This is a genomic window from Helicobacter sp. MIT 14-3879 (assembly GCF_003364125.1).
On record NZ_NXLP01000004.1, the window covers coordinates 62,708 to 80,241 of the forward strand.

General features: G+C 29.0%; 17 protein-coding genes. All 17 read left to right on the plus strand.

Annotated features, from left to right (window positions below; translation table 11 throughout):
- The first annotated feature begins 108 nt into the window (after positions 1 to 108).
- Positions 109 to 303, plus strand: a complete 195-nt coding sequence (gene rpmI, locus CQA44_RS04325; protein ID WP_115546063.1) for a 50S ribosomal protein L35 — start codon at positions 109 to 111, stop codon at positions 301 to 303.
- An 83-nt stretch (positions 304 to 386) separates the two neighbouring features.
- The gene (gene rplT / locus CQA44_RS04330; RefSeq protein WP_115546064.1) at positions 387 to 740 is read left to right on the plus strand and encodes a 50S ribosomal protein L20; all 354 of its coding nucleotides are present in this window, start codon (positions 387 to 389) and stop codon (positions 738 to 740) included.
- Between the two features lie 254 nt (positions 741 to 994).
- Positions 995 to 2,686: a S1 RNA-binding domain-containing protein gene (locus tag CQA44_RS04335; RefSeq protein ID WP_115546065.1), complete on the plus strand. Its 1,692-nt coding sequence runs from the start codon at positions 995 to 997 to the stop codon at positions 2,684 to 2,686.
- Positions 2,683 to 3,171, plus strand: a complete 489-nt coding sequence (locus CQA44_RS04340) for a hypothetical protein (protein WP_115546066.1) — start codon at positions 2,683 to 2,685, stop codon at positions 3,169 to 3,171. Before CQA44_RS04335 ends, CQA44_RS04340 begins: the two co-directional genes overlap by 4 nt.
- Positions 3,172 to 3,173: 2 nt before the next feature.
- Positions 3,174 to 4,760 (plus strand): phosphoglycerate dehydrogenase, encoded by a 1,587-nt coding sequence (gene serA, locus CQA44_RS04345; protein ID WP_115546067.1) that lies wholly within the window; start codon positions 3,174 to 3,176, stop codon positions 4,758 to 4,760.
- Between the two features lie 8 nt (positions 4,761 to 4,768).
- Entirely contained in the window at positions 4,769 to 5,632 is an 864-nt protein-coding gene (locus tag CQA44_RS04350) for a bifunctional 5,10-methylenetetrahydrofolate dehydrogenase/5,10-methenyltetrahydrofolate cyclohydrolase (RefSeq protein WP_115546068.1), read from the plus strand.
- 1 nt (position 5,633) lies between these two features.
- On the plus strand, positions 5,634 to 6,509 hold the full coding sequence (gene lepB / locus CQA44_RS04355; protein WP_115546069.1) for a signal peptidase I: 876 nt from the start codon (positions 5,634 to 5,636) through the stop codon (positions 6,507 to 6,509).
- Positions 6,510 to 7,166 carry a site-2 protease family protein gene (locus tag CQA44_RS04360; RefSeq protein WP_258864895.1) on the plus strand — a complete coding sequence of 219 codons (657 nt, stop codon included), beginning with the start codon at positions 6,510 to 6,512 and terminating at the stop codon, positions 7,164 to 7,166.
- Positions 7,167 to 7,176: 10 nt separating this feature from the next.
- The gene (gene rpiB / locus CQA44_RS04365) at positions 7,177 to 7,614 is read left to right on the plus strand and encodes a ribose 5-phosphate isomerase B (RefSeq protein WP_115546070.1); all 438 of its coding nucleotides are present in this window, start codon (positions 7,177 to 7,179) and stop codon (positions 7,612 to 7,614) included.
- The gene (locus CQA44_RS04370; RefSeq protein ID WP_115546071.1) at positions 7,611 to 8,300 is read left to right on the plus strand and encodes a methyltransferase domain-containing protein; all 690 of its coding nucleotides are present in this window, start codon (positions 7,611 to 7,613) and stop codon (positions 8,298 to 8,300) included. Before rpiB ends, CQA44_RS04370 begins: the two co-directional genes overlap by 4 nt.
- A gap of 27 nt (positions 8,301 to 8,327) precedes the next feature.
- Positions 8,328 to 9,314, plus strand: a complete 987-nt coding sequence (gene trpS, locus CQA44_RS04375; RefSeq protein WP_115546072.1) for a tryptophan--tRNA ligase — start codon at positions 8,328 to 8,330, stop codon at positions 9,312 to 9,314.
- The gene (locus CQA44_RS04380) at positions 9,311 to 10,513 is read left to right on the plus strand and encodes a ferritin-like domain-containing protein (protein ID WP_115546073.1); all 1,203 of its coding nucleotides are present in this window, start codon (positions 9,311 to 9,313) and stop codon (positions 10,511 to 10,513) included. The genes trpS and CQA44_RS04380 overlap by 4 nt, the downstream gene beginning before the upstream one ends.
- A gap of 172 nt (positions 10,514 to 10,685) precedes the next feature.
- The gene (locus CQA44_RS04385; RefSeq protein WP_115546074.1) at positions 10,686 to 11,810 is read left to right on the plus strand and encodes an acyl-CoA dehydrogenase family protein; all 1,125 of its coding nucleotides are present in this window, start codon (positions 10,686 to 10,688) and stop codon (positions 11,808 to 11,810) included.
- 12 nt (positions 11,811 to 11,822) lie between these two features.
- Positions 11,823 to 12,704: a phosphate/phosphite/phosphonate ABC transporter substrate-binding protein gene (locus CQA44_RS04390; protein WP_115546075.1), complete on the plus strand. Its 882-nt coding sequence runs from the start codon at positions 11,823 to 11,825 to the stop codon at positions 12,702 to 12,704.
- 62 nt (positions 12,705 to 12,766) lie between these two features.
- Positions 12,767 to 13,270 (plus strand): site-specific DNA-methyltransferase, encoded by a 504-nt coding sequence (locus CQA44_RS04395; protein WP_181881776.1) that lies wholly within the window; start codon positions 12,767 to 12,769, stop codon positions 13,268 to 13,270.
- Positions 13,271 to 13,374: 104 nt separating this feature from the next.
- On the plus strand, positions 13,375 to 14,922 hold the full coding sequence (locus tag CQA44_RS04400) for a site-specific DNA-methyltransferase (protein ID WP_258864900.1): 1,548 nt from the start codon (positions 13,375 to 13,377) through the stop codon (positions 14,920 to 14,922).
- Positions 14,915 to 17,479, plus strand: coding sequence for a DEAD/DEAH box helicase family protein (locus tag CQA44_RS04405; RefSeq protein WP_181881777.1), 2,565 nt, complete (start codon positions 14,915 to 14,917; stop codon positions 17,477 to 17,479). The genes CQA44_RS04400 and CQA44_RS04405 overlap by 8 nt, the downstream gene beginning before the upstream one ends.
- Positions 17,480 to 17,534: the final 55 nt, after the last annotated feature.

Sequence of the window (17,534 nt, forward strand, 5' to 3'; positions counted from 1 at the left end):
AAATCTTTAAATCATAGTAGATAAAATATTAATAATATATTTTTAAGATAATATTTTGTCATTATTTGATAGAATCTTGCCTTTTATAAAATTATTAAGGAGTTTGTAGTGCCTAAAATGAAGACAAATCGTGGTGCGGCAAAAAGATTTAAGGTGAAAAAAAATTTAATTAAAAGAGGTTCAGCTTTTAAGAATCATATTTTAACTAAGAAATCACCAAAGAGAAAGGCAAGTCTTAATGCCCCACACTATGTTCATAGTAGTAACTTAGAGCAGGTTAAAAAGTTATTGTGTTTAACTTAATTTGTAAATTCCCCCAATAAATATGGGTAAGTGAAGCTTATGCTACCACCTAAAAAATAAAACTATAAGGTAAAGGATAAAAAATGAGAGTAAAAACAGGTGTTGTTAGAAGACGAAGACATAAAAAGATATTAAAATTAGCTAGAGGTTTTTATAGCGGAAGAAGAAAGCATTTTAGAAAGGCAAAAGAGCAGTTAGAAAGAAGTATGTATTATGCTTTCCGCGATAGAAAACAGAAAAAAAGAGATTTTAGACGCTTGTGGATAATCAGGATTAATGCAGCTTGCAGAATAAATGACATTAGCTATTCAAAATTTATTTATGGTCTAAAGCTAGCTAATATAGAGCTAGATAGGAAGATTCTAGCAGATATGGCAATGAATAATCCAAATGCTTTTAGTCAAATAGTTCAAAATATTAAATCAAAACTTAAATAATTCTTTTAAGATTCTCCTTAAGAATCTTATATATTTTATCAATCCACTTTTTTAGATTAATTACTTAAGTATTACTATATATACAATTTATAAAGAATTAATAAATATTTTATACGAAATATTGTATAAATACGAAGCGTTTTATAAAATAACATTGTATTTATAAGCTTATATGCAATATGACATAGTTTCTTCATAATACTTAAATATTTTAAAATAAGCGTTTAATTTATAAAAATGGTGAGGTTTATTTAATGGCAATAGCAATAGATGATATTGAGTTAAGCAATCAAGATAAGGAAGATTTCAAAGAATTTGAAACATTATTTATGCAAAGTGATAATAGCATAAGCAAAGATATTGATAGTGGCAACATAAGCGGCATACAAAAAGGTAAAATTATAAAAATTGATGATAATGTTGTTATGGTTGATATTGGTCGTAAAGCTGAAAGTAGAATGCATATTGATGAGATTAAAGACAATAATGGCGAGTTGTTATTTAATGTCGGTAGTGAAATTGATATATTTATAAACAACAAGGGTAGAATCTCTTATAAGCAAGCACAAAGACAAATTAAAATTAAAAATGATATTAAAAAGATACAAGAAAAATATAATAATGCAATTAATATGATTATAGATGTAGAGATTCTTAGCAGGAATAAAAATGGTTTTGTTGTAAGGTGGATAGATGAAGATGTGGAGTGTTTTCTACCAATTCGAGATTCTGCTATAAAATTAGATTCAAAGATACCTGATAAGCCTATTAGAGTTTGTATTACAAAAATTAATGACAATGGAATCTTTACTTCTAGAAAAAAATATTTTGATATTTCAAATAAAAATAAAAAAGAAAAAATAAAAGAAATTTTAGATATTACTACACCACTTAAAGGTGAGGTTGTTAGTATAACCCAATTTGGAATCTTTGTTAATATTGATGGTGTTGAGGGTATGGTACATTCAAGTGAAATAAATCATAAAAATTTTGCAAATCCAGCTTCTCTTTATAAAACCGGTGATATAGTCGAGGTTAAAGTTCTCAAATATGATGAAGAAAAATCTAAGTTATCACTATCTATTAAGGCTTTAATTAAAGATCCTTGGGAAGATATAACAGAGCATTTACAAGTTGGCTATACTATAAAGGTAGTAGTTAGCAGCATACAACCTTATGGTGTTTTTGTAGATGCTGGCAATGATATAGAGGGTTTTTTGCATGTTACAGAAATTTCTTGGGAAAAAAATATTAGAAGACCAAATGATTATTTACAGGTTGGTCAAGAAATTGATGTTGAAATCATAGAATTAGATCCAGCTAAAAAGCGTTTAAGAGTATCACTTAAAAGACTTGTAGATAAGCCTTTTATACAATTTACTAAGAAATATAAAGAGGGTGATATTTTAACAGGCAATATTGCTACAATCACTGATTTTGGTGCATTTGTTAGATTTGGCAATATTGATGGATTATTGCATAATGAAGATTTATCTTGGGATAAACAAGATAAATGCAAAAATGTCCTTAAACTAGGAGATAATATAGAAGTTAAAGTTTTAAAAATTGACAAAGAGAATGAAAAAATATCTCTAAGCAGAAAAGCTATGATAGAATCCCCTGTATATACCTTTAGCAATAAAAATAAAGTTGGAGATATTGTTAGTGGTGAAATTGTAGAGATAAAAAATTTTGGTATATTTGTTAAGATTTCAGATAATATTGATGCATTAATTAAAAATGAAGATTTGCCTCCATTAAAGAAAGATGATTTGAAAATTGGTGATAGTATTGAAGCAAGTATTGTATATATTGATACACAAAATAATAAGATACGACTTTCTGTAAAAAAATTAGCAAGAAAAAAAGAGCAAGATGAAATTAAAAATTACAATAGTAATGAAAAAATGACTTTAGGAGATATCTTAAAAGATAGGCTTAAATGAATTTATTAACAAATATATTATTGTTTTTTATATCCATATTAATTTTATTAATGGCATTTGTAGCAGTAAATGTTTATGTTAATAAATTAACAACAAAGGATTTGCAATCATATCTTTTAAGTCCTTTTAAAGAAAGTGTCAATATAAAAAAAAACAAGATAGATGAAGTTAAAAAACCTACCACTTGGAGTAGTATTCTTGCATCAAAAGAAATTCCTAATTTTAGCTACCCTAGCCCTGAAGTTTTTATCACTTTAGATTTTTCTAATGTAAATAAAACAGATATTTTGCAAATAATAAATTTAGATTCATATAAATTATTCTGTTTAAAAGAGATTTTAAAAAGCAATAATATAAAATTCACTTATATACAGAACTCTAATGTAGCTACTTTAGAGGTTGCTTTAATCAATCTAAAACAGAGGCAGAATCTAATTAGTGAATTAAAAAGATACAATATTGCTTATCATATTAAAAAAGGATAGAAATGTTAAAGTATAAAATTATTGTTTGTGACCATATACATAATGCTGGTATAGAGTTTTTAAAAAAACAAAATGATATTGAAATGTTAGATTATTCTAATTTACCCAAAATTGAGCTTTTAAGTAAGATTGGCGATGCAGATGTTGTTATAACTAGAAGTTCTACTGATATAGATAATAAATTCCTGCAATCTGCTTATAATCTTAAAGCTTTAGTTCGTGCTGGTGTTGGTGTAGATAATGTTGATATAGAATCTTGTTCTAAAAGAGGAATTGTAGTTATGAATGTTCCTACTGCAAATACCATAGCTGCAGTTGAGCTTACTATGGCACATATGATAAATGCTGTTAGAAATTTTCCTAGTGCAAATCATCAGTTAAAAAATGAGAAAATTTGGAAGAGAGAAGATTGGTATGGCACAGAGTTAAAAGATAAAACTTTAGGCATTATTGGTTTTGGCAATATTGGCTCTAGGGTAGCTGCTAGGGCTAAAGCCTTTGAGATGGATATAATAGCATATGACCCATATATAAAAGAATCTATCATTATAGATTCCGGTGTGAGAGTTGCTACAAGCTTAGATATGATTTTAAAATGTGATATTATTACTATACACACTCCAAAAAATACAGAAACAAAAAATATCATAACAAAAAAAGAAATAGACAAAATGAAAGATGGCGTTATTTTGATAAATTGTGCTAGAGGCGGTTTGTATAATGAAACAGATATACTAGAAGCTGCAAAGAGTAAAAAAATTAGGTGGCTTGGGATAGATGTGTTTGATAAAGAACCCTCTAATTCAAATCCTCTACTTTCTTTAGATAATATATATGTAACACCTCATATTGGTGCAAATACTTTAGAATCTCAAGAAAAAATATCCATTCAAGCTGCAACTATTGCAGCAGAGGCTGCTAGAGGAAGTAGCTATCCAAATGCACTAAATCTTCCCATTAAAGAAAATGAATTACCTTATTTTGTAAAGCCTTATTTAGAACTTTCTCAAAAAATAGGCTTTTTTATATCACAGATTTCAAAAGGTGCAATTAGAACATTGAATATAACTTGTAGTGGTAAAATTGCATCATATGCAAATTCACTAGCTACTTTTGGTACACTTGGGGTTTTAAAGCATTCTTTAGGAGATAGTATTAATTATGTAAATGCAATGTTTGTTGCAAAAGAACGCGGAATAAATATAAATATTAATACAAAAGATGGAGGGGCTAGTATTTATAAAAATCTAATTACAATTGAAGCAGCTAGTGCAAATAATAGCATTTCAATTAGTGGTTGTGTTTTTGATGAAGATAAATTAAGAATAGTTGATATAAATGGTTTTTCTATGGATATAGAACCACTTGGTAAAATAGTTTTATTTAGAAACACAGATGTTCCTGGTGTAATTGGTAATATTGGTAAAATTATGGAGAAATCAAATATTAATATAGCGGATTTTAGGCTTGCTAGAAATAATAATGAAGCATTAGCAATGATTATTGTAGATAATAATATCTCAAATTCTACTTTGGATGAATTGAGTAAAATACAAGCTTGTCTTAGTGTTAATTATGTAGTTATTTAGGGACTTAAATGATAAATAAAGCAACGATTCTTGATGGTAAAAATTTAAGTAATATAATTCAAAAAAGTTTAGCACTAGAGGTTGCTAAGTTAAAAGAAAATAATATCTTACCATCTCTTTGTGTTGTTTTAGTGGGAGAAAATCCTGCTAGTGTCAGTTATGTAAATATGAAGGCAAAAGCTTGTCTGAATGTAGGTATAAAATCAAGTATAATAAGATTGTCAGAGAATATCACGCAAGATGAATTGTTAAAGCAAATAGAATTTTTAAATAATGATAAAAATATTAATGGTATTTTAGTCCAACTTCCACTTCCAAAGCATATTGATACAAATCTAATCTTAGAGTGTATTAATATAAATAAAGATGTGGATGGATTTCACCCATACAATATAGGCAGAATGTATGCCAATATTGATACTTTTTTACCTGCTACACCTCTTGGAATAATGCTTTTGTTAAAACATTATAATATTTCGCTTAAAGGCAGAGATGTTTGTATTATTGGAGCTAGTAATATTGTCGGCAAGCCTCTTTCATTGATGATGCTAAATGAGGGAGCTAGTGTTAGTATTTGTCATATTTTAACTAAAGATTTAAGGCAATATACATTAAAGGCAGATATAGTTTGTGTTGGTGTTGGTAAAATAAATCTCCTAACTGCTGATATGATTAAAGAAAATGCTGTTGTTATTGATATTGGTATTAATAAAAGAAATAATAAGATATTAGGTGATGCTAATTTTAATGAAATATCCAAGAAAGCATCATTTATTACTCCAGTTCCTGGTGGCGTAGGACCTATGACAATTAGTGCTCTTTTACAAAATACTATAAAATCAGCTAAAATACAATCAAACATAAAGGCTTAATATGAAAAAATTTTTTATTAATTTATATTATTTTTCAACTACTTGGGTTGGAACTATAGTTATAGTTCTTTTTGTAGTATTTTTTATTGCTCAAGCCTTTGTAATACCCTCTCGTTCAATGGTAAATACCCTTTATGAAGGAGATTTATTATTCGTTAAGAAATTTACTTATGGAATTCCTATTCCTAGAATCCCTTGGATTGAAATCCCTGTGTTGCCTGATTTTAATGGAAATGGACATATTATAGAAGGACGTCGCCCTGCTAGAGGTGATATTGTAATTTTTATCCCCCCACATTTAGAAAAAATTTATTTTGTAAAACGAACATTTGGTGTTGGTGGTGATGAGGTTATTATGAGAAAAGATGGATTATATTTACGTCCAAATGAGGGAGATAGCTATATTGATGAGCATTTTAAGGGTTATGAAATTAAGAGTTTTTTTGGTAAAAGATTTGTTCATAACCCTTTAATGGATACTTACAAAGGCATACATTATAATCCAAATAACAATGTTGCATATGATAGACTTGTTAATCTTGATGGGGCTGTTATGAGTAGTTTTAAGGATGATGATGGAGAAAAATTCTTTTATTATAAGGTAGAAGATGATAAATTTTTTATGGTAGGAGATAATAGAGATGGAAGTGAGGATTCTAGATTTTGGGGTTCTGTTCCATATAAAGATATTATAGGTTCTCCTTGGTTTATATACTTTAGCCTAAATCTTGCAAATAGTAATGAGGCTAAATTAGGCAATAAATATATTTATAAAATTCGTTGGGAGAGGATGTTTAAGAGTGTTGATGGTTTAGAGGAATTAGCAAAGAAAAATTCATCTAAAGACTATGAACCTGATTTATCCGAGCTTAAATAGATGCCTGAATTTGGTATGTTAATATTTGCATTAATAATTAAGATTTTAGCACTTCTTGTTGCAATAATAGGGCACGAAATAATGCACGGACTAGTTGCATTAAAATATGGTGATGATACTGCAAAATTACAAGGAAGATTAACTATCAATCCATTAAAACATATTGATTTATTTGGCTCAATATTACTTCCATTTGGATTATTTTTACTCCAAGCCCCATTTTTATTTGGCTGGGCAAAACCTGTCCCTGTAGATATTAGAGAGGTTATTAAAAATGGTGATTATAATGGAGCAATTTTTGTTTCTCTTGCTGGAGTTTTGTATAACTTATTATTGGCTATACTTGCTGCAATATTAATTAAATTATTATTTAGTGCAGAAGATGGAATATTAAGTAAAATCTTTTTTTATTTTTTATACTACTTGGTAGTTTATAATATAGTTTTAGCTGTGTTTAATCTTTTACCTATACCACCCCTAGATGGCTCACAAGCATTGGGATATTTATCATTAAAGTTTAATATTGATTTTATTCCTATATTTTTTAATAAAATTGAGAGATTTGGAATAATAATATTAATGTTAATACTACTAATAGAGCCGCTAAGTAATATCATATTTATTCCAATAAAATTTCTAATTAATATATTAATATGAAGGAAATAAGATGACTTGTATTATAGGCTGCGATCACGCTGGGTTAGCTTTGGCAAAAGAGGTTTTAGAATTTTTATCAAAAAATACCAAAATTACAAAACTAATTAATATATTTCCACAGGATAATATAAAAGTAGATTACCCTGATTACGCATCTCTTGCTTGTAAAGAAGTATTGGCAAATGAAAATAGTTTAGGAATTTTAATATGTGGTAGTGGAATAGGAATGTCTATAATGGCAAATCGTTTTAAAGGTATTCGTGCTGCACTATGTGTTAATGAATATATGGCAAAATATGCAAGAGCTCATAATGATGCAAATATCCTCTGCCTTGGAGAGAGGATATTAGGCTTTGGTATAGTAAGTGATATTATTAGAGTATTTTTAGAGACCTCATTTGAAGGTGGGAGGCATAAGCAAAGGATTGATAAAATTAATCTAATATGAGACATTCCTTTAATAAGAGGGCAAAAGAATACCTAAAAAACTGCGATATTCAAAATGATATTGCTAGAATCTTGCTTTTATTTTTTGATTATAAGAATATTAGAACAGTGCTTGATTTAGGTGCTGGAAGTGGCAATATTGCTAAGAATTTAGATTTTAACTTAGATTACTTATTAGCTATTGATAATTCCCCCACAATGCTTGCTTTGCATCCAACAAAACTTTCAAATATAAAGAATATTGAATTAAGAGAATGTAATTTTGAAAATTTTATATTTAATCAAAAATTTGATTTATTAATCTCCTCATCAGCACTTCATTGGGCAACTAATTTAGAAGTTATTTTGAAAAATATTAAAGATTCTAATAATTTTAAATATTTAGCATTTTCATTTTTTACAAATAAAAGTTTAAACAATCTTCATAATTTTTTGGGTACAAAATCTCCTCTTTTAAGTAGTTATGATTTAGAAACTATATTAAGTAAATATTTTATTTTTCAATCTAAAATTATGAGCTTTAAAAAGGTTTTTAAAAATAGAGATGAATATTTTTTATATTTAAGAGGTTGCGGATTATTAGGTGGTGGGAATTTATCATTTTATGATAAAAAAAGGCTAAAATTTGAATATCCTTTTTTAGAAGCAGATTTTGAGGTCTTATTTGTAAAAATTAAGATGATATAAAAGCAATTTATATTAAGGAGGTAAAGCTTGGATAAAAAGATTGTTTTTTCAGGAATACAACCCACAGGAAATATCCATTTAGGAAATTATTTAGGGGCAATTAAGAATTGGGTAGATATGCAAGATAAATATAAAAATATCTTTTGTATAGTTAATTCTCACGCTATAACAATTAAACAAGACCCAAATATATTAAAAGAGCAGACTATAAACTTAGCTTGTATGCTTCTTGCTTGTGGCATTAGCCCTAAGAAATCTTCACTTTTTATTCAAAGTAATATTGATGAGCATCCTGCATTAGCGTGGATACTTGATTGTAATATACAAATGGGTGATATGAGTAGAATGACTCAATTTAAAGACAAGTCTTCCAAGAATCCTAGAAATATTAATGTGGGGCTTTTTAATTATCCTGCACTTATGGCAGCGGATATTTTGCTTTATCAAGTTGATTTAGTTCCCACAGGAAGTGACCAAAAACAACATATTGAGCTTGCTAGAAATGTCGCAATTAAGTTTAATAAAGATTATGGAAAGTGCTTTAAAGTTCCAGAACCGCTTATTTTGCAAGAGGGAGCTAGGGTTATGGGGCTAGATAATCCAAAAGTTAAGATGAGTAAAAGTATCAAATCTCCTAATCACGCTATTTTTTTACTTGATAGTAATGATGAAATAAAAAGAAAGATAAAAAAAGCAACAACAGACTCTAATTCAAATATAGTTTTTGATGAGAGTAGAGTGGGGCTATATAATCTACTTGGTATTTATGAGACATTAAGTGCTAAAAGTAGGATACAAATAGAGAGTGAATTTGAAGGAAAGGGATATGGAGAATTTAAAAATACATTAATAGATGTGTTAATTGAAGTTCTTTCTCCTTTTAGAGAAGAATATAAGAGATTGCAAGATAATAAAGATTATGTTTTAAATATCTTAAATGATGGAGTAGAGTCTGTGCGTCCTCTTGCTAAATCCACTTATGATAAAGCAAAAGAATTGGTAGGTTTATTATGAAGCATTATTCCTCTATTTTTATGGGACATATCCCTTTAGGCAAGCTTTTTTTCTTGCGTCTTGAAAATGCTCTTTTACTCTCTTTAAAAGGTGATATTGTGGAGATTGTAAGCGATTATGATAAATTAGAGAGTGATTTAGAATCTTGGTGTCGTTTTAAGGGAGAAGTTTTTTTAGGAAAATCAATCTTACCACATTGCTACTCATATAAGATTAAAAAACATTCTAATACGCATTTTCCATCTCTTCCAAATAAAGAAGAGGTTTTATTTCAAACTCTAAATCCCTCTATGATATCACCTAAAGAGCATGGATTAGCCCCTAGAGGCGTTAGTGTAGAGAGCACAAGTGTTCCTTATTATTTTGAACTAAGTGCTAAAAATGATGTTTGGAGCGAGAATCTTAAAAGAATTTATGAGGATTCTAAGTTTTCTCAATGGAATGCAAGCAGTGATATTGCGTGGAGTGAAGTGGGAGAATATGATCCTAAAATGGAGTTTGCTATCGCACAGATTATGACTTATTTAGTTGAGAATGAATTTTCAGCCCTTTATGTTCCTGCAAAATTTTTACCACAAGTTTCTCCTTATTACACAGAAGTGCCTCTGTTACTTTCTAGTATTATTGGCGATGAGGCAAGACATATTGAAGTCTTTACTAAAAGGGCAATTGCCACGGGCTTAGGGGTGCAATACTCTAGCCAAAACACACAGCAAAGCTTATATACACTTTTTAAAGAAGATGATTACTTTAAATCTAGTTTTTTACTCCATATTATGGGTGAGGGAACATTTATTGATTTACTTGGATTTTTAGAATCTTATGCCCAAGATGAGCCAACAAAGAAGCTCTTGAATCTTGCTAAAAGAGACGAATCGCGTCATGTTGCCTATGGAATGAATAATGTTAAAAATACACTCTCTAATAATCCTTACAGAATAGAGCGAATTAAAGAGGCGGTATTTAGACGCAAAGCTTATCTTGATGAGTTAAGCGGAGAATCTAGCCTTCTTATTGAAACATTAGCGATTTTTGCAGGTGGAGGCGATAGTCCTGCACAAATTCAGCGTGGATTAGACGCAGTAGAGGAGTTAAAAGCTAAAATGGAGAAAAATCGCACTAAAAGATTAATAGAATGTGGAATTGATGAAGAACTTGCTAATGAGTTAAGTAAGGCACACACACCTAATTTTATGTAAGAATTTATGTAAATTTTAATTAAAATGTGCCACAATATTTGCCTTAAGTTTTCCGTGTGAAAAAGGTAGCTTATAAACTTCTAAGTTTTAATCTTTAAAGAGGTTTTAAAAGGCTATTTGTTTAGAAATCCGTGTGATTTACCATACAAAAATATAACACAAAGGAAAATTAATGTTAAATTTAGAAAATCTTGAATCTTATACCCAATCATTTGGGAAAACCCATATTTTACCCATTACAGAAGATGTAGATAAAACAGGTAGATTCCCAAAAGAAGCATATGATGAGCTTCGCAAACAAGGTTATATGGGCTTACTTGTTTCAAAAGGTTATGGCGGTTTAGGTGGAGGTGATAAGGAACATGCTATTGCGTGTTATAATCTTGCTCAATTTGATGCCTCAAGTGCACTTTGTTATATGATGCACAATACTGCCGTAGCGTGTTTAGAGGCTTTTGGTAGTGAGGAATTAAAAAAAGAATTTTTACCCAAAATTGCTAAGGGTGAAATTGCTTTAGCCCTAGCTTATAGTGAAAGTAGCTCAGGTACACATTTTAATCTTCCAGATATTATAGAAGAGGAAAGAAATGGTAAGAGAATCTTAAAGGGTCGCAAAAGCTTTGTAACTTCTGCACAAAATGCTGATTATTACTTAACTTATACTAATTCTTGTAAGGTAAAAGGTGGTAAAAATAATTGGCTAGTGAGTAAAGATTCTCCAAATCTTATTCACGAAGAAGGCGTTTGGGATGGGTTAGGAATGAGGGGTAATTCCTCTAAACCCGTGCAATATAATGGTGTAGAGCTTGAGGATAAATATCTAGTAGGAAAAGAGGGCGATGGAGAAAATCAAGCTGGGCTTGTAGCAATGATTTTTGTTACAGGATTAGGTGCAGTATATAGCGGGCTGGGGAAGGCAGCTTATGATTGTGTTCTTAATCATTGTAAAAATAGAACCTATACAGATGGAAAAAGTTTAGCTGATATAGAAATGGTTAGAATCCATTTAGCAGAAATTTATACTAAAGTTCAAAGTAGTTTTGCCCTTGTGCAAGAAGCAGCTAGAAGCTTTGATGCTAAAGAAAATGATTTTGCCTCTAAAATATTTGCTTGTCGCATTAATGCTACATATAATGTAATGGAGGCTTGCACGCTTGCAATGAAGCTTGGAGGAGGGAAAGCTTATAGTAAGCTTTTACCGTTAGAACGATATTTGCGAGATTCTCTTGCTAGTCAAGTTATGGCTCCTAGTCTTGATGTGCTTAAAGTGTGGCTAGGTGAAGCAATTGTAAAATAAGGAGGGATTAAAATGAAAACGATACTTTTAGGGGCGGTAGCATATGATCCTAAAGTAGTGCCTATATGGGACATTATCCGTGATTACTCTAATGCCTATGGATATAAGCTTGATTATGTGCTTTTTAGTAATTATGAAAGACAAGTAGATTCTCTTCTAAAAGGGCATATTGATATTGCTTGGAATACAAATGTAGCGTGGATTCGCACACTTTATACAACTGATAATCAAGCTAAAGCACTCTTAATGCGTGATACAGATATTGGATTTACAACAAAGTTTATTACTCGCAAAGATAGTGGGATTAAAAATTTAAGTGATTTAAAAGGCAGGACATTTGGCTTAGGAAGTTTAGATTCTGCACAAGCTGCAATTATGGGGCTGTATTATCTACAAAGAAATGGGATAGATTTAAATATAATAGAGTTTAATTCCCCTGATGAGTGCGGCAGAGGTAGAGGTGATGAAATGAAAGCTACTTCTCTTTGTATTGTTCGACATAATAATGATGTAGGCAAACACGGCGATACAGGTAGAAGTGAATTTGATATTTTAGATAAAATTAAAAAGGGTGAGCTTGATGCAGGGAGCATTGGCTCAAGCACTTGGATAAGAATTTTGCAAGAGGGTAGCTACCCAGAGATTGAGAGTTTTTGGAGTTCGCCGGGATATTGTCATTGTAATTTTTCTGTAATGCCTGATTTTGGAGAGGCAGAGGGGTTTTGTCAAATGCTTTTAAGTCAAAATGAATGCAAGAATGATGCAATTATTGCTAAAATGATGGCAATGGAGGGTTTAAATGAATGGAAAAGAGTAGGTGAAGCAGAGCTTAGAGGCTATGATAAAATCTATGAGGCGATGAGGGAGCAAGGACTGCTTGATAATAAAGTATAATTTATTTTACATAAAAGGTTGTTATTGCTACAACCTTTTAGATCTAAAAAATGGAGAAATATTTGGAAAATATATTAAAGAGAATTGAAGAAGAATTTGGTAGTTTGCAAGAAGCAAAGATTGAGGTAATAAATAATAATTCTAGGGTATTAGCATTCTTAAGTAAAATTCCAAAGATTAAAGATAAATTTTTTATAAAAGTAGATTCTAATCTAATCTTTTTAAAAGATAATTTTTTAGAATTTTTAAATATACATTTACTTAATAAATCCTATACAAAATATTCTAATAAAATAGGGCTTAGTGATAGTAGTTTTTTAAGAAATCAAACTAATGTAGTGCTAAACTTTGCATTTAAAGATTGTATCTTAAAAGGTGCTCAAAGCAAAGATGAAGAAAAATCTAAAGAAATATTTTTTAATGAGATTTTAGCTAGTGATGAAATAGATAGGTTGTATGAACCTAAAGTTTTATGTAATTTTGAATTATATAATTTTGCTACTAAAGATTCTAATTTGGATTCTGCTCCGCCCCCCCCCAACAAGATAAACTTAAAAGTTACTTAAAAATTTCTAATAAGTCAAATTTTTTAATAAAAGGCAATAATCTCCTAGCACTTCATACTCTAAAAAAAAGAAAAGATATTTATGGCAAGGTAAAGCTTATCTACATAGACCCACCCTATAATACAGGCAATGATAGCTTTAATTATAATGATAATTTTAATCACTCAACTTGGCTTACATTTATGAAAAATCGTCTTGAAATTGCAAGGGAGTTTTTGAGAGATGATGGAGTGATTTTTGTGCAATGTGATGATAATGAACAAGCCTACTTAAAAGTACTAATGGATGAGATTTTTGGACGAGAGAATTTTATTACGTGTTTTGTGTGGGAGAAAACAAGCAATAGTTTGTCTAGAGTTAGAATAAAAACAGAGTATATTTTGTGTTATGAAAAAATAAAATATATTTTTGACTTTAATGGAGATTTTACTAAAGGCGGACAAGATTTTCCAATTTTAAATGAAGTGAATGTAGAAAGGATTTTAGAATTTCCCAAAAACACAATAATATTTAAAACATTGACAGGAAAAATTGAAGCTAATAAATTTAATAAAATGGAATTAATAGATACACTTTATATAGAAAATGGAAAAAATAAAAATCAAATACAAATAAAAGCTAAATTTAAATGGACACAAAATAAGCTTAATGAAGAAGTAAACAGTGGGACTTGTTTTATTATTAAAAGCAATGAATTTTCAATGAGATATATTAGGGCTGATGATAGAGAAATAAAAATTAGTAATATTTTAAATGCAGAATGCGGAGTTACGACAAATATTAAGGCAACAAATGAAATTAAAGCTCTTTTTGCTACCCACAGTCAAAAAGGCGTTGTCCGGGGTTTTGGGGATAAAAAGGGGGATAATGGGAGCGACTTCGTAATTCAAGCCCCCCTTGTCCCTCTTAAAAAAAGAGATTTAAGTCAAGAGAGATGCGATATTAAGCAAAGTGAAATATCTAAGGATTTTATAAATAAAAATTCTTCAGCAGTTAAATTCCTTTATGATGATAATATAGAGAATCAAATGCAAAATACCACACTTTTTGCTACCCCTAAGCCTGAAGCCTTGCTAAAACGTATTATTGAAATATCTACTAAAGAGGGAGATTTAGTTATGGACTTTTTTGCAGGGAGTGGCACGACTTTAGCTGTGGCTCACAAAATGAATCGTAGATGGATAGGGATTGAACAAATGGATTATATTAAATCTATTACAAAAGAGAGGCTTAAAAAGGTAGTAAATGGAGAGCAAGGAGGGGTTTCTAAAAGTGTAGGGTGGAATCCACAAGCCCTTTTAAATCAAAATTTAGATTATGCTAATTCTTTTATTTACTTTGAACTAATGCCACTAAATGCAATCTATAAAGAAAAAATTTTAAAAATCAATGATTGTCTAGATTTAGAATCTATTTATAAAGACTTAAGGCAAAAGGCATTTTTAGATTATAGGATAGATTTAAAAGAGATATTAAAAGATACAGAGTTTATAGAGCTAGACTTAGAATCTAAAAAGAAATTTTTACTTAAAGCCCTAGATTCTAATATGGATTATATCCCTTTAGATGATTTAGAAGATATAAGCTATGAAATAAATAAAGAGACTATAAATCTTAATAAAGTATTTTATAATGAGGGTGAAGATGAATAAAACTTTAAGTGATGAATTAGCAGTAGCATTAAAATATAATGATATGGAGATTCCAAGCTATATTAAAGATAATCTTTCTAAGGAATTAAGAGAATATCAAATCACAGCCCTAAAACAATACTTGCTTCAAAGGCAAAAGCCAAATGTAAATCACCTTATGTTTAATATGGCAACAGGTAGTGGGAAGACGCTAATAATGGCAGCTTTAATGCTTGACTGCTATAAGAGGGGTTATAGAGATTTTATATTTTTTGTAAATTCTTTAAGCATTTTAGAAAAAACTAAGGTAAATTTTTGTGATAGTAAATCTCTAAAATACCTCTTTAAAGAGCAAATAATGCTAGATTCTACTCTTGTTAAAATTAATGTTATAAATAATTTTTTTGATAGTAGAAAAGATTGCATAAATATTATGTTTTCTAGCATTCAAGGGCTTTTTAATACCCTTAAAGAAGAGAGGGAAAATGCTATTTCTTTAGAGGATTTTGAGAATAGAGAAGTTGTATTTTTAGCAGATGAGGCACATCATCTAAATGCAAATACTAAAAATAATAATGAAAGGGAGCTAAAAGAAAATTGGGAAATAATAATCAATAAAGCATTTCTTAAGAATCCTAAAAATCTAATGCTAGAGTTTTCAGCTACTATACCAAAATATGATTCTGTATTAGAAAAATATAGTGATAAAATAATTTTTAAATATGATTTAAAAGAATTTCATAATGATGGTTTTAGTAAAAGAATATTTTTACTAAAATATAATGGACTTGAGAAAGAAGAGAGATTTTTAGGAAGTGTGATTTTAAATCTATATCGTCAGCTTCTAGCAAAAGAGCATAATATTTTTCTAAAGCCTGTGATTTTATTTAAGAGTATTAAAATATCAGAATCTAAAGAGAATGAAGAAGAATTTTTAAGATTCATAGAAAGATTAGATTCTAATTTAATAGAGGAATTTTTAGAGAGTTATGCAAAGCTTTCTAAAAATGAAGATGATATAGAAGCTCTTTTTTATAATGCAAGAGAATTTTTTAGGGCAAAAAATATTAGTAGTAGTATGATTTGTGAGAATATAAAATCATTGTTTAATAAATTTAGTATTTTAAATGTAAATAATAATGAAGACTTACAAAAACAGCAAATACTATTGAATTCTTTAGAATCTAAGGATAACCCTATTCGTGCAATTTTTGCAGTAGATAAGCTTAATGAGGGCTGGGATGTGTTAAATTTATTTGATATTGTTAGGCTAAATATTGGGGCGATAAAAGAGAGTACTAAAGAAGCACAGCTAATTGGTAGGGGTGCTAGGTATTTTCCATTTATTTTAGATAATTTTGGAGGAAAAGAGAGAGAATACAAAAGAAAGTTTGATTGTGATATTACTCCACTTAGGGCGTTAGAGACTTTGAGCTACCATGCTGCAAGCGAAAATGAATTTATAAATAAGCTTAGTTCAGAGCTAATAGAATTAGGATTGCAGCCACCTAAAAAGAAAGTTATTATGCGTTTAAAAAAAGGCATTAAAGAGAGTAGTTTTTATAAAAAAGCTTATTTTGCAACAAATAGCTTGTATAAAATATCAAGTAATAATCTTTTATTTAAAGAATCTACAATTAAAAATATTATTTCTAAAACTAATTATTTACAAATTCCACTTATGGAAGTAAAAGGTGTAATAGAAGATGATTTAATGAAACAAGATTTACATTCAAGTAGAGACTATTATAAAGATTTTAGTTTTGATTCTATACCTATAAATATTATTTTAAAGGCTATGAATACACCAAATAGTATTTATAGTTTTAAGACTTTGGCTAAGAAATTTGACATTAAATCAAGGGAGGAATTTATAAAAAAATATTTATTTAAACTAAATATTAAACTTCATTCTCGCCAGATTATAAATAATCCAAAAATAAAGCTAAAAATAGCTAAGTTTGTGTTAGATAATTTTAAAGATAATTTTTGTAGAGAGCTAGATTCCTATGAAGTTGGAAGTTGGGAGCTTAAGCCTTTAAGTTTAATTGATGATAAAGAGATTTTTGGAGAGAAGTTAGATAGCGGAATTTGTAATATTTCATATGAATGGTTTATTTTTGATAAATTTGTAGGAAATAAATTAGAAAAAGATTTTTTAGACTTTATTGAAAGCAATAAAGATAGAATAAGCGAGAGTTTTAGTAAGTGGCTTATAATTAGAAATGAGAGATTTAGTGAGCTTGTATTGTATGATGATAGGAAGTTTTTAGACAATGGCAGTCAAAATATAAACTATGCTGCTAGGTTTGAGCCAGACTTTTATTTCATAGGTAATAGAAACAATGAAGATTCTATTATTTGCCAATGTATTATTGAAGCAAAGGGAGAGCATATAGAATTAAATGATAAATGGAAAGAAGAATTTTTAGAAAACTTGCTTACTAGAAAACCTATTGTGAGTAAAGATTATAGAATGAATGTGATTTTAAATGGAATGCCATTTTATAAAAAAGATAATAAAAATTTTATAGATAGATTTAATATTTTTTTAAATAATAATTTTTATAAAAATTAGGCAAATAGATATAAAGATTCTAATAATTTAGTGTATTTGTGTTAGAATTATACAC